32 protein-coding genes are annotated in these 21,038 nt (G+C 62.7%); 12 read left to right on the forward strand and 20 right to left on the reverse strand.

The genetic code is table 11. From position 1 onward, the window contains the following. Positions 1–56: 56 nt before the first annotated feature. The 9 genes from ABGM93_RS05360 to ABGM93_RS05400 form a co-directional block, all read right to left on the reverse strand. Positions 57–767, reverse strand: coding sequence for a head decoration protein (locus ABGM93_RS05360; protein ID WP_321504049.1), 711 nt, complete (start codon positions 765–767; stop codon positions 57–59). 95 nt (positions 768–862) lie between these two features. Beyond that, positions 863–2,164 (reverse strand): S49 family peptidase, encoded by a 1,302-nt coding sequence (locus ABGM93_RS05365; RefSeq protein ID WP_321504051.1) that lies wholly within the window; start codon positions 2,162–2,164, stop codon positions 863–865. A 13-nt stretch (positions 2,165–2,177) separates the two neighbouring features. Then, positions 2,178–2,423: a gpW family head-tail joining protein gene (gene gpW / locus ABGM93_RS05370; RefSeq protein WP_321504053.1), complete on the reverse strand. Its 246-nt coding sequence runs from the start codon at positions 2,421–2,423 to the stop codon at positions 2,178–2,180. After that, positions 2,423–4,015, reverse strand: a complete 1,593-nt coding sequence (locus tag ABGM93_RS05375) for a phage portal protein (protein ID WP_321504055.1) — start codon at positions 4,013–4,015, stop codon at positions 2,423–2,425. The genes gpW and ABGM93_RS05375 overlap by 1 nt, the downstream gene beginning before the upstream one ends. A 2-nt stretch (positions 4,016–4,017) precedes the next feature. After that, positions 4,018–6,006 carry a terminase gpA endonuclease subunit gene (locus ABGM93_RS05380; RefSeq protein WP_321504058.1) on the reverse strand — a complete coding sequence of 663 codons (1,989 nt, stop codon included), beginning with the start codon at positions 6,004–6,006 and terminating at the stop codon, positions 4,018–4,020. A gap of 4 nt (positions 6,007–6,010) precedes the next feature. Beyond that, on the reverse strand, positions 6,011–6,673 hold the full coding sequence (locus tag ABGM93_RS05385) for a hypothetical protein (RefSeq protein ID WP_321504060.1): 663 nt from the start codon (positions 6,671–6,673) through the stop codon (positions 6,011–6,013). Positions 6,674–6,922: 249 nt separating this feature from the next. Then, a complete protein-coding gene (locus ABGM93_RS05390) occupies positions 6,923–7,576 on the reverse strand; it encodes a hypothetical protein (RefSeq protein ID WP_321504062.1) in 654 nt (217 codons plus the stop codon). A gap of 316 nt (positions 7,577–7,892) precedes the next feature. Then, positions 7,893–9,365 (reverse strand): DUF5906 domain-containing protein, encoded by a 1,473-nt coding sequence (locus ABGM93_RS05395; protein WP_321504064.1) that lies wholly within the window; start codon positions 9,363–9,365, stop codon positions 7,893–7,895. Beyond that, the gene (locus ABGM93_RS05400) at positions 9,362–10,654 is read right to left on the reverse strand and encodes a CHC2 zinc finger domain-containing protein (RefSeq protein WP_321504066.1); all 1,293 of its coding nucleotides are present in this window, start codon (positions 10,652–10,654) and stop codon (positions 9,362–9,364) included. Before ABGM93_RS05400 ends, ABGM93_RS05395 begins: the two co-directional genes overlap by 4 nt. Positions 10,655–10,698: 44 nt before the next feature. On the opposite strand from ABGM93_RS05400, the gene ABGM93_RS05405 reads away from it, so the two are divergent. Then, positions 10,699–11,388, forward strand: coding sequence for a hypothetical protein (locus ABGM93_RS05405; protein ID WP_321504068.1), 690 nt, complete (start codon positions 10,699–10,701; stop codon positions 11,386–11,388). Between the two features lie 29 nt (positions 11,389–11,417). Here ABGM93_RS05405 and ABGM93_RS05410 read toward each other — a convergent pair whose 3' ends face one another. From ABGM93_RS05410 to ABGM93_RS05420, 3 genes are read right to left on the reverse strand one after another with little or no spacing between them, the layout of a single operon-like run. Further along, positions 11,418–11,615: a hypothetical protein gene (locus tag ABGM93_RS05410; protein ID WP_321504070.1), complete on the reverse strand. Its 198-nt coding sequence runs from the start codon at positions 11,613–11,615 to the stop codon at positions 11,418–11,420. Beyond that, complete coding sequence (locus ABGM93_RS05415) at positions 11,612–11,788, reverse strand: hypothetical protein (protein ID WP_321504072.1); 177 nt, start codon at positions 11,786–11,788, stop codon at positions 11,612–11,614. Before ABGM93_RS05415 ends, ABGM93_RS05410 begins: the two co-directional genes overlap by 4 nt. A 5-nt stretch (positions 11,789–11,793) precedes the next feature. Next, the gene (locus tag ABGM93_RS05420; protein WP_321504074.1) at positions 11,794–12,108 is read right to left on the reverse strand and encodes a hypothetical protein; all 315 of its coding nucleotides are present in this window, start codon (positions 12,106–12,108) and stop codon (positions 11,794–11,796) included. 44 nt (positions 12,109–12,152) lie between these two features. Between ABGM93_RS05420 and ABGM93_RS05425 the strand changes: the two genes are divergently transcribed. Beyond that, positions 12,153–12,794: a hypothetical protein gene (locus tag ABGM93_RS05425; protein ID WP_321504076.1), complete on the forward strand. Its 642-nt coding sequence runs from the start codon at positions 12,153–12,155 to the stop codon at positions 12,792–12,794. Positions 12,795–12,820: 26 nt separating this feature from the next. On the opposite strand, the gene ABGM93_RS05430 is transcribed toward ABGM93_RS05425, so the two are convergent. The 8 genes from ABGM93_RS05430 to ABGM93_RS05465 all read right to left on the reverse strand — a co-directional run bounded on the left by ABGM93_RS05430 (position 12,821) and on the right by ABGM93_RS05465 (position 16,014). Then, on the reverse strand, positions 12,821–13,396 hold the full coding sequence (locus tag ABGM93_RS05430) for a hypothetical protein (RefSeq protein WP_321504079.1): 576 nt from the start codon (positions 13,394–13,396) through the stop codon (positions 12,821–12,823). Then, positions 13,393–13,635: a hypothetical protein gene (locus ABGM93_RS05435; RefSeq protein WP_321504081.1), complete on the reverse strand. Its 243-nt coding sequence runs from the start codon at positions 13,633–13,635 to the stop codon at positions 13,393–13,395. The genes ABGM93_RS05430 and ABGM93_RS05435 overlap by 4 nt, the downstream gene beginning before the upstream one ends. Beyond that, a complete protein-coding gene (locus ABGM93_RS05440; protein WP_321504082.1) occupies positions 13,632–13,877 on the reverse strand; it encodes a helix-turn-helix domain-containing protein in 246 nt (81 codons plus the stop codon). The genes ABGM93_RS05435 and ABGM93_RS05440 overlap by 4 nt, the downstream gene beginning before the upstream one ends. A 36-nt stretch (positions 13,878–13,913) precedes the next feature. Beyond that, entirely contained in the window at positions 13,914–14,138 is a 225-nt protein-coding gene (locus ABGM93_RS05445; RefSeq protein ID WP_321504084.1) for a hypothetical protein, read from the reverse strand. 8 nt (positions 14,139–14,146) lie between these two features. Further along, positions 14,147–14,365 carry a hypothetical protein gene (locus ABGM93_RS05450; RefSeq protein ID WP_321504086.1) on the reverse strand — a complete coding sequence of 73 codons (219 nt, stop codon included), beginning with the start codon at positions 14,363–14,365 and terminating at the stop codon, positions 14,147–14,149. Next, positions 14,365–14,829, reverse strand: a complete 465-nt coding sequence (locus ABGM93_RS05455) for a hypothetical protein (protein ID WP_321504088.1) — start codon at positions 14,827–14,829, stop codon at positions 14,365–14,367. Before ABGM93_RS05455 ends, ABGM93_RS05450 begins: the two co-directional genes overlap by 1 nt. Continuing rightward, a complete protein-coding gene (locus ABGM93_RS05460; protein ID WP_321504089.1) occupies positions 14,826–15,479 on the reverse strand; it encodes a hypothetical protein in 654 nt (217 codons plus the stop codon). The genes ABGM93_RS05455 and ABGM93_RS05460 overlap by 4 nt, the downstream gene beginning before the upstream one ends. Positions 15,480–15,633: 154 nt before the next feature. Beyond that, entirely contained in the window at positions 15,634–16,014 is a 381-nt protein-coding gene (locus ABGM93_RS05465) for a hypothetical protein (RefSeq protein WP_321504091.1), read from the reverse strand. A gap of 124 nt (positions 16,015–16,138) precedes the next feature. On the opposite strand from ABGM93_RS05465, the gene ABGM93_RS05470 reads away from it, so the two are divergent. From ABGM93_RS05470 to ABGM93_RS05515, 10 genes are all read left to right on the forward strand, one after another. After that, on the forward strand, positions 16,139–16,822 hold the full coding sequence (locus tag ABGM93_RS05470; RefSeq protein ID WP_321504093.1) for a helix-turn-helix transcriptional regulator: 684 nt from the start codon (positions 16,139–16,141) through the stop codon (positions 16,820–16,822). A gap of 50 nt (positions 16,823–16,872) precedes the next feature. Beyond that, positions 16,873–17,130 carry a hypothetical protein gene (locus tag ABGM93_RS05475; RefSeq protein ID WP_321504095.1) on the forward strand — a complete coding sequence of 86 codons (258 nt, stop codon included), beginning with the start codon at positions 16,873–16,875 and terminating at the stop codon, positions 17,128–17,130. Continuing rightward, the gene (locus ABGM93_RS05480) at positions 17,111–17,713 is read left to right on the forward strand and encodes a hypothetical protein (RefSeq protein WP_321504097.1); all 603 of its coding nucleotides are present in this window, start codon (positions 17,111–17,113) and stop codon (positions 17,711–17,713) included. The genes ABGM93_RS05475 and ABGM93_RS05480 overlap by 20 nt, the downstream gene beginning before the upstream one ends. 784 nt (positions 17,714–18,497) lie before the next feature. Then, positions 18,498–18,647: a hypothetical protein gene (locus tag ABGM93_RS05485; RefSeq protein WP_321504099.1), complete on the forward strand. Its 150-nt coding sequence runs from the start codon at positions 18,498–18,500 to the stop codon at positions 18,645–18,647. Next, entirely contained in the window at positions 18,647–18,889 is a 243-nt protein-coding gene (locus ABGM93_RS05490; RefSeq protein WP_321504101.1) for a hypothetical protein, read from the forward strand. Before ABGM93_RS05485 ends, ABGM93_RS05490 begins: the two co-directional genes overlap by 1 nt. After that, positions 18,886–19,083, forward strand: coding sequence for a hypothetical protein (locus tag ABGM93_RS05495; protein WP_321504103.1), 198 nt, complete (start codon positions 18,886–18,888; stop codon positions 19,081–19,083). Before ABGM93_RS05490 ends, ABGM93_RS05495 begins: the two co-directional genes overlap by 4 nt. Then, positions 19,080–19,310, forward strand: coding sequence for a hypothetical protein (locus tag ABGM93_RS05500; RefSeq protein ID WP_321504105.1), 231 nt, complete (start codon positions 19,080–19,082; stop codon positions 19,308–19,310). Before ABGM93_RS05495 ends, ABGM93_RS05500 begins: the two co-directional genes overlap by 4 nt. 116 nt (positions 19,311–19,426) lie before the next feature. After that, a complete protein-coding gene (locus tag ABGM93_RS05505; protein WP_321504108.1) occupies positions 19,427–20,383 on the forward strand; it encodes a DHHA1 domain-containing protein in 957 nt (318 codons plus the stop codon). A 2-nt stretch (positions 20,384–20,385) separates the two neighbouring features. Next, complete coding sequence (locus ABGM93_RS05510; RefSeq protein WP_321504111.1) at positions 20,386–20,667, forward strand: DUF2312 domain-containing protein; 282 nt, start codon at positions 20,386–20,388, stop codon at positions 20,665–20,667. Further along, positions 20,664–21,032: a MazG-like family protein gene (locus tag ABGM93_RS05515; RefSeq protein ID WP_321504112.1), complete on the forward strand. Its 369-nt coding sequence runs from the start codon at positions 20,664–20,666 to the stop codon at positions 21,030–21,032. Before ABGM93_RS05510 ends, ABGM93_RS05515 begins: the two co-directional genes overlap by 4 nt. Positions 21,033–21,038 lie beyond the last annotated feature (6 nt).

Raw genomic sequence — 21,038 nt, forward strand, 5'->3', positions numbered from 1 at the left:
AGCGGCTCCGCGAATTCAATGAAGGGGATCGGCCGGCGATGCCGGCCTCATGATTTTCAGGCGGTCCGCACCACCACGCCGCGCTCTTCCAGCACCTCCAGCACGGCGGATTTCTGAGCCGGCGTTACGCCGTCCGGCCAGGCGATGCCGCCCGCGAAACACAGTGCCATCCTCGAAAGCACAACGAGCCCACCGACCAGGTCCTCGCCGTCGGGCGCCGTCGCCTCGTTGCAGGCGAAGCCATAGGCGACTTCCGAGCCATCCGTGCCGGCAGGATCCCAGGCCACCACCTTGCCGGCATTCGAGCCGATCACATCGGCCGTGACGGTCACGGTGAAGCTGTCACCGGCGGCGAAGTCCGTCGCGCCATCGGCGATCGTGAACTTGATCTGTTTGGCGAAAGCCGTGCCCACCTTGGCGGTACCGACGGACTTCCCGTCCGGTCCCTCGACGTTGAACGTGCCGCCATCCGCCGCCGGCTCGGTGCAGGTGACAGTGTAAATGCCCTCCTTGGCGGCCGTGGTCACCGCCGGGTCGGAGAGCGTCAGCGTTCCGTCGCCGGTATTTCCAGCGCCCGCCGCCGCAGCCGCCGTCGTCAAAGTGACGGTGCTGAGTTTGGCGACAATGGAAAGCGCAGGAATCTTGCGCGCGCCTCCGTTTCCCGCGAGTACCGTCATCGCCTCGCGGCAGTAATCAGGATTGGCCTCCCATTTGATCAGCGACGAAAGATCCGGCGCCCGGGAGATCGAGTAAAACGGCATGCTCATGATCTCGTTTCCTTATGCTCTGCCCCAGCCGGGGCCGTTCGCCGGTGACATGTCACCGGCGTTGCAAGGCTCTGCAGGTTCTGGCAGATGGCCGGTTAGCGCTGAGCGCCAACGTAGCGGTCGATGGCCTTGGACAGCCCGGAGCGCGGCTGCTCGCCGATCGGCGCCGGCCCGCCCATGTCGATCACGGCACCGGCCGCCGCCTGCTGCTTGCGCCCCTCGAATGTCTGTTCGGGCGCGGCGCCGGATGCCGCTTCGACAGGCGCGGCCGCCAGCGCCGCCTTCGCATCCTCCGGCGACATCGCGGTATTGAACGCGAAGTGCTGCGCCAGGGCCGCCCGGCCCTGCGCCTCTTCCGATCCCAGGATCGCCTTGATGCGCTCGCGCTCGGCAGACGCGCCTTCGGCACCCGCCGCGTTCACCGCCGCGTCATGTTCGGCCTTGGGGATGCCGGCGTTTTCAGCGGCCGGCGCGCTCGTGGTCTCGCTCATGGAAGGTCTCCTGTTCTGCGAGAGGGTGCGCCCGGCGGGCGCGGATGTGAGATCGGTGACGATCGATTCAAATGTTCCGATGCGATCTGCCAGACCGATATTCACGGCGTCTTTGGCGGGCACAACCTCCGCCTCAAGATCGCGGATCGCTTTTTCCGAGATCTTGCGATGTTCGCTCACAAGGCCAACGAAGTCGGTCATGATTGAGTCAACACGCTTCTGGATTGAGGTAAGGGCGTCGCCTTCGAGCGGACCGAAGGGATTGCCGTCCACTTTCCTCTTGCCCGCGTGAATGATGGTCGTAGTGACACCGAGATTTTCGAGGCGTTTCGAATGATCGAAGTGGACCAGAAGAACCCCGATCGAACCGACAGCACCACTTTCCATGACGACGATTTCACTTGCGCCACTGGCGAGTCCATAGCCGGCCGAAAGCGCCATCGGATGGACAGAAGCAATCACGCGCTTTTTTTGAGCCGCGGCACGGATAGCTCGCGCAGCATCGATCATCCCGTAAGCCGCGCCACCGGGCGTGTTTATATCGAGGAGGATCGTCTCGATTGTATCGTCGGCAACTGCGTTGGAGAGCTGAGCACAGAAACCCTCATAGGAGGTCATTCCGGAGTAGCTGTTCATCCAGGCGCCACGGGTGACAAGTTCGCCCATGAGTCCTACACGGGCAATATTCGAGCCGATCCGTGCAAATCCTTTCGGCCGCCCCGTTCGATCGGAGAATTCCTCCTCACCGATAAAGCGGTTTCCTTGCGGAGCTGGCGCCTCGATACCCAGCATCCGTGACGCCAGGTATTGGCCGAAGAACATCCCCTGCTCCTCGGACAGCAATAACGGTTGCCCGAAAAAGCTCGATGCAACACGGGCGTATGCAAGGTCCATGTTCTGCGTCATGTCGATTTCTTCCTCAGCAATAGCCCGAGCCCATAGCGAAACGTCGACGGCCACCGTTCTTCGCGTTGCACTCGCTCTTGAGCCGGTTGACCATCCGTTCCAGGTCGGCGACCGAGGCCTGCGTTACCGTCTCGTCGAAATCACCATGCTTGATGCGCACTGTCTGCTCGCCGGCCGCAAGCCTGTAGAGCGCCTGCTGCAGAACCGGCCACACGAGGCACGGGTTCGTGGTGTCGATCCCGTCGAACACGCTCGCCATCACGCGCCACCCTCTGTCGTCTGGTCTTCTTCGTCGGCAAGGTCCGGGTCGCCGACAGCCGCAGCCAGCGGAGAGCCTTTGGCCGCATGCGGGTCGGCAAGACCCAGTTCCGCATAGCGGGCGCTTTCCTGCGCGCGCTGTTCCGCGACCTCCTCCCAGTCGTGGCCGAGTTCGCCGGCCTCGATTTCCAGCGAGGAAACCCCGCGCTCCAGCCGTTCGCCCATGCCCTTCGCAGCCTTGAGATCGTCGGCGGTGGGCTTCGCGGGTCCGCCCCATTTCGCCCGGCAGGCCGCACCGCGCTGGGCGAGGAACCCGGCATAGCCGCCCGGGAACGCTATCCAGCCTTGGGCAATCTGCTCTTCAAGCCAGGCTTCGTAGACCGCCTGATAGAAAGGAGCTGACACGCGCTTGCGCCGGCGGGTGACCTGCGGCCAGAGAGAGGAGATTCCCATCCGAACCGACGAGTAAGTCGCGCCCTCGTAGTCGAAGGCCATAGACTCGTACGAAACGCCGATGCACCGCGCGATCTCCCGAAGCAGATTGCGCATGAACGGCAGGTAATTGTTGTGCGGGTGATTGGTGTTGTGAAACTCCAACTCCTCCCCGAAGAACAGATGAGCAATCCGGCCGTGCTGCCCGAGGTCGATTTTCGTGCTCTTCCACCAATCCGCCTTTGCATCCATGAAGGCCGCGACATCGCCGGTGAGGTTTCCGCTTCCGTCTTGGGTCTGCAGCCCTTCGAACACCTCTTCCGAAAGCGCGTTGCTCTTGACCGTGGCCGCGAAAATCGTCTGCAGCATTGCCGCCACAAGCGTCGCATCAGCCAGCTGATCCGCCTGGCGAAACACCTTCAGGATCGGGGCGAACGGCGAGATCCCCCGCGTCTGGTCGGCTGCACCGTCGAAGACATGCACGACCAGCGGCCGCCCGTCCCGGTCGCGCGCCGGCAGATCGACCGTCCGCTCGATGCCATCGACCCGGGCCTTGACGCGATAGCCTGTTGCCATCCCGTCCGCGTCCTGAAACACCCCCTGGTAGAGCCGCGCCTCCTCGCGCGTCTCCTGCACGATGCGGAGCGGCGAGAACATCTGCACCTTTGTCTGCGTCGCAGCGAAGGGGCGGCGCCGCATGACGATCCGCGCAGCCGCTTCGCCGAACCCGTAATGGCTCCTGAGCGCCGCTTCCGCCATCGCATCGACGGTCATCTTGCCGCGCAGGTCGCATTCGAGCGGATCGTCGGCCCATGTCCGCCAACGCTTTTCCACCCCCCGCGACCAGTCGGCCGCCGCCTTGTCATCGCCAAACCCGCATGCCGCCGCATCCGGTATTGCATTGAGCTTGAGCCCCGAACCGAGCGTGTCGCCGATCGCCTGGTCGACGGCGCCCGACATCCAACCGTTGTTCTGGATCGTCTCGATCGAGCGAGAGGCGACCGCCCCCCAGGCCATACGCACATCGTGGCGGGCATCCCGTAGAGCGGGCTGCGGCCAGCCTTGGACGAACCCGCCACGGTCCGGGCGCAGGTATTGCGCAGCCGGAGTCGGCCGGGCGGCATCGCTGCCACGCGGAATGATCGGCACAGATGCGGTCATGATTACCCGTTCAGTGATTTCGCAAGTCCGCCAAATCCGCCCGTGCGGGAGGCCTTCGGCTGTGGCGCGGCGGCGGTCTCGTCACCGCCTCCCGGCGACACCTGCGGCGCCACGTTCGCGGCGCTCATCAGGTCTTCGATATCGAGCTGTGCGGCCCGCGCCAGCACTTCGCGCGTCGCCGCCAACCCATCCCAGGCCGCTTCCGTCAGGCTGCGAATGCCGTACCGGATGGCTGCGGCCTCCGCCTGGTTCATTGTGTCCAGCGCCTCGTTCGCCTGCGCCGGATCCTTCTCCCAGCGAAAGACCTCAAACCCGTCCTTGCCCTTCTTGCCCACCCGCCGCTCGGATGTGATCTGGCGGAAATACTCGTCATCGAGCCCGCGCGGCAGGGCGACATAGCCCTCTTCCAAGGGGTCCGTCTTCTTGGCGTTCCGGTAGAGCGCCATCTTCATCACGGAGCCGTTGAAGTTGTAGAACCGCTTCGAGTATCTGAGCTTCTTGCCGGTCTTCGGATTCGTTTCCTTCCGCACGCGTTCCAGCATCGGAGCGGTTTCGGACTTCGCACCGCGCACCATGATGACGCGGCTGGCCGGGTGCTTCTTGATCCAGCCCCAGACATCTTCCGTCCAGGCGTTGCCGTCGATCCCGATCATGTCGGCCTGCAGTCGCTGCCCGCAACTGTTGAGCCATGTCTGCCTGACAAGATCGTCCAGCCTCTTCCGGGTGGCCTCATCGGCCACGTGGCCGGGGATGACGCCGTAATCGATGACGAAGCGGTTCTTTGCTCGGCCCCATCCGACCAACTGCCATTCCACGCGGTCGGTCTGGCAGTCGATCCCGAGGGTGACGATCAGCGCGCCGGCGGGAATGGTGCCGCGCGGGTAATCCGAATTCGCGCCCCTGTCCCGCAACTCCTCCCAGGGCGGCGCTTCGCCCTGCGCCTGATAGGCTTCGCCCACCACGTCATTCAGGAACGTCTGCTCGGAAGCGGGATCGCCCTTGGCTTTGATCCACGCCCGTGCAATCCGCTCCCAGCTTTGAAGCACAGAATAGGCTGACCAGATCCAGAACGAGCGGTGATCCCGTTTGGCTTTCGGGTTGTGCGCCCGCCATTCCCGATGGCGCAGCATCTCCGCGCGGTGGTGCTCCTCGATCACCCCGCCGCAGTCTGGCCCCTCGCAGACGAAATGCGCATCTTCCGGACGGTCTTCGTCCAGGTGTTCCAGCATGTTCGCCCAGGTCAGCACCTGCATGTGCCCGCAATGCGGACACGGCACGTAGGGGTGCTCCTGGCTGCCGTCCTCGAAGTTCCGCGTGATCCGGCAACCCGGCATGATCAGAGGCGTGGATATCTTCGCGATCTTCGCAAATTCATGCGCCTGCGACCGGCTGTCGGCCTGCGTCTCGGGATCGCCCGCAGAATTCGGCTCCCACTTCGACAGGTCGTCCTGCACCTGCCGTTTCATCGTCACCTGCGACAGCGATGCAGGCGAGTTCGCGCCGGAAATCTGGATGGCGCCGCGGCCGTCTTTCCTTTCCTTGTAGAGGATCGAGTCGCCGCCATCCCGCGCTTTGAGCGGGAAGATGCGGGCGAGCGCCGGTGTGCCCTTGAGCATCGGCGCCAGTTTCATTTTCGACCAGCGAACCGCGTTTCCGTCGGTCGGGTGGACATAGAGAAAGTCGCCGGGGTCCATGTCCATGGAACCGCCGGTGAAGATATTGGCGAGAACCGTCCCGCCGAGCTGCGCCGATTTCTTCACGGTCACGATGCGACACGGATCATCCGGCGAAAGCGCCGTCAGGATCTCGTCGAAGTAGCCGAACAGTTGCCTGTTGTACGGTCCCGGATGCGGGCTTTCGCGCTCCGAGAAAACGATGTTTTCTTCGGCCCACTTCAGGTAGTCGACCGGCGGCGGCGGGGCCCACACGTCAGCCAGCGCCGCAGCCTCCAGCCGCTCCGCATTGGCCGTCTCAACGATCATTTCCGTCATCGGATCAACCGTCCGCCTCGATCACGGTTTCCGTCGTCTCCGGCAGGTCGTCGCGCCGGGCGGCCTGTTGCGCCGCGCCGCGTTCGCGCACCCGCCGGAACTCCGCCCGCAGCAGGTGCAACACGTCGCGCTGTGGCAGCTTGAACCTGGCGGCCATCGCAGAGGCGATGTCGGACGCCGCCCCCTCGAAGAGCTGCAGCGTCTTGGCTGCAGCCCCCGCCGCCATGGCGGAAGCGTCGGCAGCGGGCACCAGCGTCCCCTTGCGCATCTCCTCGTCTTCCGCCGCCCTGCGGTTGCGGTATTGCACCTCGCGCAGCTTCTCGCGCTTGATCTTAGCTTCGACGCTATCCTCCACCGACGGTGGAGGCGGAGGCGTGCCCCCGTCGGCAACTGCGCCCGTAGAGACCGGCGCGACTTGCGCCATCAGGTCCGCGGTGTGCCCGTCATCGTCGAGCCGCGTCCCGAGCCCGTTTCCAAGGCGCTGCGAAATATCGAGGCGGTCGCGCAGGTGAGCCTTGGCGGTCGCGACGCGGATGCGAGCCATCCGCCCTTCGCCCTCTAACGCGTCCGGCCCGATGTCGCCCGACTTGAGCATCTGACTGACGCGCCCCGGCGTCACCCCGATCAGCGTGGCGAACTCGCCTTTCGTAACGACTTCCGCCTGCATCGACTTTGAGCGCTCTTTACCGCCAAGTTGAGTTGTTTAGCCCTGAGTTTAGAAGTTTAGGCTTCGTCTTGAGCGTCCGACTAGCGACCCCAAACGCTCAGTCGGCCCGTATTGTGTTTGGGCTGCGTACGGTCCCTAAAAACCCCGGGGCCATCACCCACGAAAAAGCCCGGCGCGGGGTTTCCCGGCCGGGCTTCTGGTTTGAACCTTTTTTAGCGTGACAACGCTATGTCAAATCCAGAACGCCAGTCAAGCGGTTCTGCGGGTCCGTACGAAACCCGACCTGTCATCATCCACCCGCAAATCACCAAGAACGGCGGAAACCAGCGCCTCGGATGAGGTCCCGATCCACGGTTCGAACGGCGCGCAAGGCCCGGTCACCTCGTGATCAGACAGTATCGGCTTCAGCAAAGCCTGAAGATAGGCAAGCCCCATCCACCATTCCCGGTAGCGCATCCACGCTGCCCGCGCGGTTTCCAGCGAGGGGCGCAATTCCAGCTCGCACCCGACCACATCATCCCGCCAACCGCGCAACCCCTTCACCCGCTCGCGGATCACCACCGGCTTTCCGTTGATGCCAATGACCGGCCGCAACTCCGGCTGATAGTCCCATGCCGGGCGCGCACCGGTGATCCCGTAACAGATCACCATTCCCCGCACCTCCGGTTCCAACGCCCGGATAGCATCGCCGACCGCCATCGCATCGCGATGGATATCCCCCGAGCCGAACCGGTTACCGGCCCGGCCATCCACCAGCGTGCCCAGTTGTGCCAGCCGCTCGATTGGCTCCCAGGCAGAGGCCGCATAGCCGGCGCCATACGCCTCCTCGCGGAATTCATCCGCCACGCCCTGATCACCCAGAGCCCAGAACAGTAGCGCCTCAATATCGATGATTTTCCGCATTCTGCCGCCCTTCCAACCTATCTAACCTTGCCAACCTATAAAAAGAATAGGTTGGAGCCGAATACACAATTTATATCAATGCCTTATGCCCCACTTCCAACCTATCCAACCTTTCAAGCCGCTGGAGAGAACAGGCCGGAAGGGGGAAAAGCCGTTTCCCCTTGGCGCGCGTGCGCACGCGGACCCGCAAATAGGTTGGATAGGTTAGCAAGGTTGGCAAACGCTCTGATTTCGAAGGCATTTTCCCCTTCCAACCTTGATGGATAGACGTTGGAAAGGTCGGATACCCCACCAATCCTGTCTCTCGCACCCGGCGTTATGCGGCTTCACTGTCAGACGGCCAGTCGACCGCCTGTCCCAACCCGGCTTCGAATGCCACGCGCGCCTCTTCCAACGCGGGAAACCGGTAGAACCACGCCTGCCCGCCCACCTCCTCGTCATATCGCCGGACCGTGCCGACACACGGCAGCACACGCTGCATCTTCATGCCGAACACCGTCTGCTCCGATCGTCGCTTGATACCGACCCGGTCGGATACCTCCAGGTAGTAGTCGAACAGCCTCGATTTCCGCACCAGCCCGTCGACCGGCCAGCCGATCGCACCCTTGACCAGGTTGCCCTCGTAGAGCCGTTCGAACAGGAACGCCTCGACATGGTCGAGCGACCGGATCTTCTGCTCCAGCAGGCTCGCCGTGCGCGGGATCGATCGCAGATTGACCGTCGACAGATCGAACGCGAGAAGATCGGCCAGCAAGGCCTCCCGCCCGCCATTGTCCAGCTCCTCGAACATCTCCTCGAAGTAGCCGTGGTTTTCCTTCACGCCCGCGGACACATCGAGCACGCAAAACCGTCGCTCATCCTTGCCGGCAGGCACCACCCAATCCTCGTTCGAGGTCATGATCAGGCGGACGTAATTCTTGATGCGAAACGGGTCGACGCCCTTGGACTCGATCATCTGCGTCGCGGAGGTGACGAGCCCTTTCAGCCGCCCCTCCGCTGCCTTGTCCCCCGCCCACACGGCTTCTTCCGCCTGCAACAACAGGCATGAGGCCATGTGCGCATTGAATTGCCCCGTGATGTAGCGAGGATCATCGACAGCGAAATAGTGCTGCTCGATCAGCGAGCCGATCACCTGTCCGACAATGGTCTTGCCCGTTCCCATCAGGCCCCGGAACACGATCGAGGTTCCGATCCGTTCCCACGGCCGCTGGACAAGATGCGCGAACCACCCCCACACCCATGTGAACAGGTCCTCATCGCCCCCGCAGACATTGTTCAGCATGTGGTCGCGAAAAACGGTGTACCCGCCGGCGGCCGCATCCGGCTTCACGGAAAAGCCGCGCCACAGATTGAGATATCCCGGCGTGCCGCCATCATCATCGGGCGAGGGGTGAAATTCGATCCCGTCATACTGCCGGCGGTCCTTGTCACACATCCACCGCTTGGCCCAGGTCACGGTCTGGACCTTTCCATCTGAGAGAACCTGCGTGAACTTGTTCGCATAAAGGGCGCGAAACGCTTCGAGTTGCACGATCCGCACCCGCTCTTCCACTGGCGCATCCGGTCGCTCGCGCACCATCACGGCCTTGGATCCGACCAGAACCAACGCCCATTCCTCGTTCAGCTTCTTGACCGAGTAGCCCCACCGCTGCGGCTTGGGCGCTTCCCGAGCCCCATCCCCCGGCCCGTCTCCGGAAGGCGGCGCGCCGCCCCCGCCGCCGGCATCATCCGGCGCGGCATACTCTTCCACCGGCCGGCCCATGATCTCCCCGTAAACCTCGGTGCTCATGCGTTCCCCCGCGCCGGCGCGGTGCCGGTTTCCTGGCCGAGCGCGGCTTGCGCGCGCTCCTTCAGCCTGTCGTTGAAATCCTCGCCCTCCGGCGCCCACACGGAGCCGATCCGGCGCCATGGCCGCGCCCAACGGGCCGCTGCGCGTGCATGCACCTGGCGCGCGGTGAATGGATCGCTGTCGCCATCTCCCAGCATCAGGATTTCGCGAATGGAGTCCGGTGGCACCAGCGCGCGATCAGACGTCATGTCCGGCACCGGCCCCGGCACCCGAACCTTCATCACGCGGCCGGAAGCGGTCTCTTTCATCAGATCCGGATGCGCGACTGTCTCGATGGCGCGACCGCCCATGGATTGCAGGTCGATCGAGGTTGCATAGGCGGTCGCGTCTATCTCACCAGCTCCGCGCACGGCTTCCTCCGCCTGCCAATAGGAGCGCACCGTCTCCACCCCTTCGCCGATGCGAAGTCGGCCGATACCGATGCCGACACGGCGCGGATCGCGCAGCAGGATCCACCCGCGCGCCTTGGAACCGCGTATCTTCTTGGCCGGCAACCCCTCGCCCGTTGCCGGGTCGGTCAACCGAACCTTTTCGCCCGCATGATCCGGGTCGAACCAGGTGATATGCACGCCCTGAAACCGCAGGTCGTCCCCGTCGGCCGGGCCGACGATCGCCGCCAGCACCGCCGGGCCGGAATAGACCAGCCGCGGCTTTTCCCCCTTGCCCCGCGCCGGTGCGTAATAGGGCAGATCCTCGGCAAATCTTAAGGACGGATAGACCGCGCTGCGCTCCCCCGGCCGGCCCGGCGCCCACAGGCCCCGGCCGCGCCAGTAGATCGTCTCACCCGGCGATCCCGCAAAGGTCCGCCCCGCCGTCCAGATCTCCCGCGCCCGTCGCAGTTCCCGCGCGCGATACACATTGTCCGCCCGCGCGTCCTCGTCCGCCTTCGCCTTGCGCGCGGCTTCCTGCGCCGCCTTCTCCTGCGGGCTCAACTCCGGCGCATCCCGCTTGCCGCCCAGGCTTTCCACGGCCTCCACGAAGGAGAGCCCGTGACGCTGCATCAGGTACTCGATGCCGTCGCCCGAAGCCCCGCAGCCGAAACACTTGTAGGTGCCGCGCTTGTTATCGCAGTGAAAGCTCGGCGTCTTTTCCGAATGGAACGGGCAGCACGCCCAGAAATCCCCGGCCTGCGCATTCGTCTTTGCGGGCGACCAGGTCACATCGCGGCCGATGATGTCCGAAATCGGGATGGCTTTGACGCGGTCGAGTTCGTGGTCGGGGAAGGTCATGAGATGACTCCCCTTGCGCATTCCGCAATGTTAATTTGCGGAGCATGGACGACACGTGGAAATATTTCGCCGCCTGCCTCTTGGGCTTTGCGATTGCGGGCTGGGCCGGTCAGGTCGCGGCGGTGGGCATCGTTGAGTTTCTGCACGAGTGGCAATCGCTCATTGCGGGTACCGCTGCGCTTATCGGTGCATGGATGACCGTTCGAGCGATGCTCGCATCGTATAGAGAAGCGAAAGCCGTCATATCGAGCTACCTTTCGTCGAAGTTTGCGATAATCGATGTCATATGGGAGTTCGTCGACGAAGCCTTGTCTTCCCCTGATGATCGAGAGCTGCTGCTCCTTTATGTTCGCTTTGCAGACACGGAATTCCGTTTTGACGAGTGGACAGCTAAGTTGTCCGAATTGAACGAAAACCTCTCGCCTCGCGATAAAATGAATCTCGATGCGGTGATCACGGAGTTTCAAGTTGCTCAACGGATTATCGAGACGCCGATACCGACGGTTGAGAACGCTCCTGCGCACAGAGTAGAAAGCCTCATCGAGGTCTGGCTTGAGCGTTACAGGATAGCATTCAGCCGTATTCGACATGTCGCAATCAAGTTCGACCCCAAGCTTGCAGAGGCTTTCGAAGGCCGCACCGTTCGCGCTCTCGACAATACCAGCCCTGCGGAGGCACTTAGAGATACCTTCCGCGAAAAACTTAATAAGCGTCGGGAGGAAGCTGGTCGGTGAGAAAACCAGGAGCAAGGTTCGGCTGCCCATCACCCCCTCCCATCCGTCCGCGACATCAGGTTCCAGATCTCGCTCTCCGAACATCCGATCCAGTCGGCGAGGTCCTGTGTCGTCATCCGCTGCTCTTGCATGACCTGCCGCAGAAACACCCGCGTCAGGCCACCGGAAAGCAGATCGAGCCCGCCGCTCGGCGCGGTCGATGCCGCCATGGTGCTGTTGTCATTCATGCCACCCTCTCCACCTGCCGTCTGCTCCTGGCAGCCGCCACCAGTTCCGCAATCCGGCACCGCTGCCAGGTTCCTTCGGCCTCCAGGAAGGCGATGTAATCGGCATCGCTGCCCGTGCGTTCCCAGCGCATTCGCGCGCGTTCCATCGCCAGCGCGGCCGATGTGGTCTCCATCGCGCTCACCCCTCGCCCTCCGTGATGATCTGGAATAGCCGCCCGATCGCCGTTTCCGGCTGGCCCTGTTCGTCGCGCGAGAACGCTTTCGCCAGTACCTCCGCCGGGCAGCCGAATTGCAGGGCGAGCGAGGCGGCGATCGCGCTGTCGCGCATCAGCGCCTGCAGCTCGGTGCCGGTCTTGCCGGTGGAGAGAAACACCTCGCCGGGCGCGGCCTGCGTGGCGTCATAGAACCCCACCGTCGCGTAATAGCTGCGCTGGCCATGGCTGAATTTGAGGATGTCGGAGGCCCGCCGTGGGGGCAGGATTTCCCGGGTCACGCGCCACCTCCCGGACAGTCCGGTGCCATGTTAGAATTTGCGACATGAGAACATGGGAAATCGTAATTCGCGTATTGATCGCCGTGGCGGCAGTTCTTACTGCCGCCGCACTCAGTCTCTGGCTGCTTTGCCACGACACGACGAAACTCGTCGCCGGTGAAACCTGCCTTCAATGCGCTCGCGAATGGATTGGGGCGCTCAGCGGCTGGGCGGCCGCGGCCGCGGCCATCGGAACCGGCATCCTGCTTTGGCGCCAAATAGCGAATGAGACAGCACACCAACGCTACATTCGTGGAGACGAACCGCTCAAGGTGACCTTCGAGGAGGTACCCGGGCGCAGCGCGGTAAAACTGCATTTCGTGAATGAGAACAAATCCGACATCAACGTAATTAACGTCCAGATCGTCAAACCCTCGGGCTTGCTTCTGCGAGCTGTTAACGATCCAAGTGCATTCACTCTCTATCCGACCATGAAAGATAACATCTCCAACTTCTCGCCAATAGAAGAGTTGAATTTTGATGTTAACCGACGGGGATCCGTTCCAGAAAGCAGAATATTTCGCATTCTCGAGTTCCGCACCAAGAAAGACGAGCAATTCAAAGGGAAAACATCCCTTGTTATACGGTATAGGATTAATAATACGGGCCAGTTCGACCGAATCCGGCTCGCCGTTAGAGTCACATAACGATACGAAAATGGCAGCCGCGGAGATTAGCATCGTACCGCTCCCTCCAGACTCGAAAACAGTCCTCCCGCCCCCGCATGTTCACCGTAGAATTCACGTGAAGCCTGGGCCGGCACCGCGATAATGTCGCCAAGCGCCACGCCCGCACCGGTCAGCACCGCCACAAGGCTTTCATCATCCAGCGCCTGCGCGTCGCACACCTTGCGCACAACCGTGCGCGAAACCTTCAGCCGATCCGCTGCCTGCACCTGGTTCAGCCCCTCCCGTTCCACCCAGGCCGCGAACAGAAAGGCGAGCCGCGTGCGGTCGATCCTCTTCGGCCGCCCTCGCCCCATCAGGTCTTCCAGCCGCGCCACCGGCTCGCCGATCTCGCGCGCATGGGTCAGCACCGCATGCCGAAGTCCGGATCGGTCGGCAAATCCCAGCGCCCGGGCAATCTCGCTCGCGCTGCCCACGCCGGAACGCACCAGCGCATAGGCCGCCCGGTTGCGCGCCTGCCTCTCGCGCCGGTTTGAGGGCGAACGGATCGCCGCCGGCACCACATCACAGGCCCGCGCCACGGCCTCGACCGTCCGGCGCACGGTGGCGACAAGCCCGCTCATGCCACCACCTCGCAAACCATCGCTTTCAGGCGCGTTTCATGATCGGCCTGCGCCGCAGCCATCGCGGCCGCCTGATCGGCCAATTGCGTCCAGGAGAAAGGATCATGCGCCCACCACAGCACGCCGTAGTCCGTCACCTCGTAGGTACCGCCGATCCCTTCGGCATAGAGCATGCCGGGCACGCACTCGCGATCTGGCGGCGGCGTCGTGGTCCATTCGAGTTGTTTAACGACAATCATGCAGCCGCCCTCCCGGATGCGAATTCCGGGGCCCGCGCAGCTGCTGCCTCGATTTCGGTGATCGTCAGTCCGGCAAAGGCGGCGAGGCGTTCGGCGGCGCGCGGGGCGATCGGGCGATAGCTTTCCGCCCGCCCCACCTGCCCGGCACTCACCCCGGCGCGTTTGGCTGCCTCAGCCATCGTCAGGCGGGCACGAACCCGGCGACCGTGAACGAACAGGGCCAGAATTTGGCGAGACCTCATGCAATCAACCATCCCAATCCCTCCTCAAATCCTCGCTCAAATGCTCACCGGCACCACATGCCGGCGGCAGTCGTCCGGCAGTGCCTCGAATTGCGCTTCCGCCCCATCCAGCAGGGCCCGCAGGCGCGCGATCTCGGCGCGATCCAGGCGCGGCCCATGCCGGTCGACCGGCAGGCAGAGGCGCACAAACTGCTCGCCGGTCTCCATCCGCACCGCGGACACCCCGACGAACCCCGGCGCAGCCGGATCGGACTTGCGCACTGCCCCCATCACGAACACCCCGCAGCCGCGATCCGAGCGCGATCCGTCTTTGCGATTGAGGTTGACGCTTGCGCAACATCGGTGGCGCGCGGCTCTCTCAGAGCGTCCGCCAGAACAGCCACGCTGATGGTGGAGACAATGGCGACCGGCAACGACACCAGCCGCCACGATTGCGCCAGATCAGCGTACATGACCGCCATCACATAGAACGCACTGGGTAGCCTCATCACACCACCTCCTCGCCCTGCGCGCTCAGCCAGTCTAGAACGCGGTTGATGTCACCGACCGTCGCCGCCCAATGGGCGATCCGGCACCGCGCCACATAGGCGATGTTGCCGAGCCGGTCGCGCAGCGCCCGGCTGGCAGGCCCAACATCGCCGCCGCGCTCACCGCTGCGCCCAGCCTCGGCCCCGCGCGCGGCAAACCACTGGTCGACGCGCTTCAGAGCCATGTCGATGATCTGGTCATTGACCGGCGTGTCCGGATCATTCACGAGCGCGGCGCGCGGGGCTCTCGTCCGCGCCGGCGCAGAGCGGACGAACCGAACCCCCGCCTTGGCCGACAGTCCGGAGACGTATTTCGCGGAGATGCCGAATTCCTCCGCCACCTGCGGCCCGGTTGCGCCGGATGCCGCGCGCTCGCGAATGAGATCGAGCTTTTGCGCCTTGGTGAGGTGAGTCCAAACGGTCATGCCCCGCCCTCCCCGTCATCATCGCGCCGTGCTACCTTGTGCGCTTTACGGACGGAGGAACCGATATGTCGAAACAGCCGCCGATGCAGCGAAAGATCCCGCTCTCGCACGACCCCCTCGAACTCAAGACCACTGTGGGGCTTCTCGCTGAGGCGCTTTGCACGCTTGCCATCGACGTTGCGCTTGAGAAAAGCGAGTCCCGCGCCGAATGGATAGAACAGACACGTCAGAAACTGGTGCGTCAGGCAAAGGGTGCCCATGCCACACACCTTGACGAGGCAGCCGAAGCCCGCGCCGTCCGCGCCGCTTTCGAGTGTATCGAGGGTGTCTTCGATCTCGTTGCGGTCCAGACCGCCGGGAAATAGCACCAGCGCTCCCGATCGTGCCGCATAGGCGCAATGTTCGGTAATCAGCCGCCCCCGGCGCGCGCGCCACACGAGATCGCGCCAAGCGTAAACCGGCTGCATCAGCCTGTCGCGCAGCCTGCGCCGCCAGTCGCGGGCATAGGCGGCATCTTCCGCATCCAGGGCCGCCGCCATGTCCTCTGGCGTCCCGCCCGGCCCGTGCATGATCAGAACGCCGCTCTCGAACGAAACCCCGACGCCTGCGTTGTAGATCCGCCCCGTGGGCCGCGGTTTGAAAATGCCCATCACGCGCGCTCCTCGCACCAATGGGCGGCGCGCTGCCACGCCTCTGCCCACGTGTCCCCAACGGCGAAACCTGCCCGTGCAATCTGTGTGCAGGCGCAGGAACCGCCCGCAAATGCCATGCGCCGCGCCGCGCGCAGCGCGCGTAAAATCCGCGTCACCATGTGAAAACCCCGGCTTTGAAATCTGTGCCCCCGCGCCCGTCCTGCTCCGCCCTGCGGCGGCGGGCGGCTGCGCGCTCATGTTCGAAATTGGCGCGGATCGCTGCGCGCGCCGCGGCATCCATCCAGGCGGGAGGTTGCACGTAGAGCGCCGCCAGAACCTCCGGCCCATAGGCATCCACCAACGCGAGCAATGTGCGCAGGCCCGGCAATGAGGGATTGGAGCCGATCAGGTTTTCCACGGTGCGCAGAGACAGGCCGGTTTCAGCCGATATCGTCGCAGCGGTCTTGAGCGGCCTCAGTCGCCGCAGCAGATCCCCGAGCGCCGCCGGGTCGAGCTTTTTCCGCAAAAAGTTGCGGTGCTTTCCGCAAGACATTGCGGAGACCTCCGTGTCAGGGTTGCGCATGTTCAGCGTCCCGTTCGGACGGAAACGGACGAACCAAGTCCCGCTCTGTCAGCGACACACCCAGGCCGGACGCGGCTTCTAGGAGGACTTCGAAATGCTGCTGAGGAATCCGCCCGTCAGTCCCGCCCTTGTCTTTGGCAGTACGCCACCGGAGGACACGGGAAACATGGGCACCAGTAATCTTCGCGACCTCGGAAGGTCCGCCGAGGCGGGCGATGACCGTGCCAGCAGGGTTAAGATATTCGCTCATAGTCGAACTATGCGATTATCGCACAATTCACGTCAAGCGTTTTTCGCACAGGACACAGATGGTCCCGATGTGCGAAAAACGCTCATCATGCGAAAACTCGTTGCAGACTGGTTGGTTAAGGCACTCGACGCGGCAGGAATGTCGCAGTCAGCGCTTGCTCGCGAGTTGGGCCTAGACCCGTCAGTTATTAACAAGATCGTTAAGAACCGCCGGTCCATGCTCGCAGAAGAAATGCTGCGCGCCGCGGCAATCCTGAACGCTCCTTTGCCTTCTGCGTTAGAAGCCCCCATGCCGGATCTCACCGACATGGATATCACCCCAAACAGCGAAGCATTCGACAGCGACCTGTTTCTGATGGCCGCGGAAATGACCAATCAAACCCTGTCATCCCTTCCGGCAGGATTGACAAATTGGCAAAACTACCGAAAGTTATTCTTAAATACATATATGAAATTGCTGGAATTCAAGAGAAACGGGAATCTTCCTCCCAGTGATGCCAAGTCGCTGCCTGATTTCAGCAATCATTAGCCGGAGCCGCATGGTTCCGTCAGTTTTTTTTAGCGTTTTCGGGTGATCGCATGTTCTTTGATTACGACCTATCCGGCGTCCCAACTGTCTCTATCGAAGAGGCATGGTCGGAATACATCGACTTAGCAACACGGTACCGCCTACTGACCTATACGCGGTCCTATACCTCATCTTTCTACGGCACGACGCGTTTCGAAAAACTCACAACAGCGCAGAAACGCGCGACTATTGAAAACTGCAGGCCTGCATTGCTTGCCGCGGAACTGTTCCTCAGCTCGGAGAGTTCAAATGCCGAATTTCATTCATGATATTGGCATCGAGGCCGTAGAAAGCGGCTTCGCCGACGACCTTGCAGAATATCTTCTCAGCCTTTGGAAGCGAGATAAGGGCATTGAAGGCGAGGGGTTGATTAAGGCCGCCCCACACCTTGTTTGGATGGCCGGCATCCGGAATCCGGATCTCGCGCCGCCTATTCTGATGGCTGGCCCCAAATCTCTGACAGCGCAGGTTCTGGGCGCGGATAGTGCGGCAACCCCTGCCGATCTGGAAGATATGGTTGGAACAGACTATCGCCAATTTGCAGCCAGCGCATATTCGATGGCGATGGAAAACCGCGCTCCCCAATTCGACCTTGTATCGAGCGAATTCACCGCCAGGGCAGAAGCCCTGTCTTTCCGGCTGGTCTATGAACGACTCATCCTGCCGTACCAGACAGAGGCGGGCATACCGCACCTGATCTTGTACTCGCGCCCGATAGAATTCCGGATGCAAGGTCGCGCACTAGATCATCAAGGGCAGACCTCCGATTTCCAGCTAGCCACAAGTGGGAGAGATCTCCGGCAGCCGCAGGTGGGCGCGTCCAGCGAATACCTTGAGGGACTATTTCCCTAAATCCACATGCCTGCGGAAATCCGCCGGACGCCTGCTTTGGGCGCATCCAGCAATACACATTGTCGGGATCAAATATCTGCATCGACATGACTTGCACCAAACGCGCCATCAGGGATGCCACACCACGGCCCTGATGGCTTTTTGCTACCCACATCTCCCCCAGATAAACCACCCGCCCACTCGCCTCTCGTGGGAACGCTGCTTGTCTGGCATCCAACTCAACCGAATGCCCTGCATCGTCATAGTATACGCGCGGCAAGTATTGACTCCAGTATGCAGCCAGCGTCATCGGCCCGAGCAGGTCGAGCCGAGCTGCTACAGTTGATACCGGAACGCCGCTACGGCAGAGCATGAGCCAGAACGCCCCTGACGGGCTGAAGGTTTGATGCTGGATTGAAAAATGTTCAGTCAACCCGCGGTCTGCCTCCCGCACCATGTCCTGAAACTCTGTGAAATCATGCCCCCAAAGCAGGGCATCTCCCTCGCGTTCAAGCTCGCTCCGGATCTGCGATGCAGCCTCGCAGGCATAAAATGACAGGTCGATTGTCAGCACGTCTTGTCTCCGTTCCGCCTTTTGGTGCAGTGCTCTATCAGCACATCTATACGCTATCAGCACACCCAATCGATGCCACTATGCGTTATTCGCACATATTATGATTGACATTGATTGTGCGATATTCGCATAGTCCCTCCCATCAGAGCCATGGGAGGACACCATGTCGGAATTCTATCCAGAAACGTTCGGCGAAACCGGAATCCGCCATACAGCGCCGCGGGTGCCGCTATGACCACCCTCCCCATCGCCATCATCGCCGTCCTGATAGCGGTGTCTGTCGCAGCGCATGCGCTGGCCGACACCGCCCGACGCCACCGCACCAGGCGGGTGCATGGCCGCGTGATCGATACCCGCACCATCAATGGGGAGGCAATCTGATGCCAAGCGCTCAGAAATTCTGGATGGTGCTGCCGGATGCCAGCAACGCACCTGCGCAACGATACGCGAGCAAATCCGCCGCAATCGGGGCGGCCGAGAAATTCGCGATGCTGTTCCCCGGGGAAACGGTTTTCGTGTTGGAGCCGGTAGCCGCGCGCGTCGGCGCGCCCCGCACCGTCCACACCGTGGACCTGCGCCCGCATGTCGATGACATCAACCACTGCGGGGAGGAGTGCCCATGAGTGCCGCCCGAGACCTCAGCGCCCTGCCCGAACCCGCTGCAATCTGGCTCGCCGCAGCTCTCTGCGTTGTTGTGCTGACCATCGCCGTTATCGCCGTGCTCGCCATCGCGGGCCGGACTGCGGCCCTGCGCCAACAGGCCGAGGACGAGGCGAGCATGGCTTCCATCCACCTGAACCGGGAGGACAAGTCATGAGCCTCCACGGCCCCAGGACAGCAACCGACTGGACGCCCACAGGGCGGATTCGCGTTGTCCCGCGCAGGCTGCGCGGCCCGCGCGTGGATGTGGAGGAGAGCCGCACGGTCGGTTTTGCGCGGTCCCCCTTCTATTCGAGCGCCAAGACCACGGAGTTCCGCTGGCGCACCATCCGCAACCGCGACCTGCCCTCCGGGGCCATCCTGCGGAGGGCCGACGATGCTTGATCCGTTGAGCCCCGCAAACGTCCTGCGCACCATCGCCGATGCCGTCGGCATCCTGCTCATGTGCGCATTCGCCGCCTGCCTCGCAGGCCCGCACCTGATCCAGTGAGGGACTGACCATGACCGGAACGCCCTATAAGCCCGACATCCTTATCTATCACGACAATTGCGACGACGGCTTCGCCGCCGCATGGATCGGCCACATGAAGTGGGGCGATACGGTCACGTACATGCCCAGCAACTACGGTCGCCCGCTGCCTGACTTCGATCCCGCCGGGAAAGATATTCTTGTCGCTGACTTCTCGCTGACACTCGACCAGTGTCACGAACTCGTGATTTCCGGCGCGCGCATTCTGATGCTCGACCATCACAAGACGGCGCGCGACAACCTGGCCGACTTGCAGTCCACCTTCCGCCCGACGATCTTTTCCGTGAACGAAGAGTTCGATGCTCTGCGCGAGGCTGCACCCGCACCCGAGTTCTGGCGCAACCGGGTGATGGTTGAATTCGACATGGGTCGCTCCGGCGCGCGCATGATGTGGGACTTTATCGCTCCATTTGCGACCGCCCCAGAGCTTGTTCTCGCCGTCGAGGATCGCGACCTGTGGCGCTTCGAACGCGAAGATACGAAGCTTGTGAGCCTCTATCTGCGCTCGCTTGATCGCGACTTCACACAGTGGACGAAAGCTAGCGGGCTCTACACCAGCCACCGCGAGCAGTTCCTGCGGGAGGCCAAGGCGATCAAGCGGTTTTATGACCGCCGTATCGCGGCGATCTGCAAGTCCGCCGCGCCGCAGGAATTCTGCGGGTATCAGGGTGTGCCCGTCACCTACGCCTGCCCCTACGATTTCGCGTCCGACACCTGCCACACCCTTCTGGAGATGTATCCGAAAGCCCCCTTTGCTGCGGTCGGAATCCAGAACGCAGAGGGAGTCACTTATTCGCTGCGAAGCACCGATGACCGCGTTGACGTCTCGGAAGTTGCCAAAGCGAACGGCGGAGGCGGCCACCGCAACGCAGCCGGATTCCGCAAGGGTCGTGAAATTGTCGTCACCCACCACTTTGAAAGGGTCTGACCATGACCACGAACAACGGCGGCGTTGCCGCAGACCAGTTGCGCGCCTTCGTCGAGCGCATCGAGCGGCTTGAAGAAGATAAGAAGGCCATTTCCGAAGACATCAAGGATGTCTACGGCGAGGCCAAGGCGATGGGCTTTGACGTGAAGATCCTGCGCCAGGTCGTGCGCCTGCGCAAACAGGAACCGCACGAGCGCGAGGAACAGGAATCCATCCTCGACCTCTACATGCATGCCCTCGGCATGATCCCCGCAGCCAATGGCAACGATGAGGGCGCGGCATGAACTTCACAGACCTTCGCTCCGCGAACCGTGCCCGGCAACAGGAGTGGCCGGGCAACACGCAGGCCGATACGGCCTTCCGGGCTATCGAGGTTGCCGGAGAGGCCGGAGAGGTTGCCGAAGCCGTCAAGAAGCTTCTGCGCGAACGGCGCGGCATCAAGGGCTCGACCGCATCGGTTGAAAGTATCGCCGACGAGATCGCCGACACGATCATCGCGCTTGACCTTCTGGCCGACGATCTCGGCATCGACATCGGTCCCGCCCTCGCCCGCAAGTTCAACGCCACGTCGGCAAAATACGGGCTCAGAACCCGGATCGATCCTGAAGGGGCCGGCACCTGCGATCACGACAACACAAGCGCCTTCTAGGCCGCG

Origin of the sequence: Breoghania sp., assembly GCF_963674635.1 — a bacterium.
Classification (GTDB): domain Bacteria; phylum Pseudomonadota; class Alphaproteobacteria; order Rhizobiales; family Stappiaceae; genus Breoghania.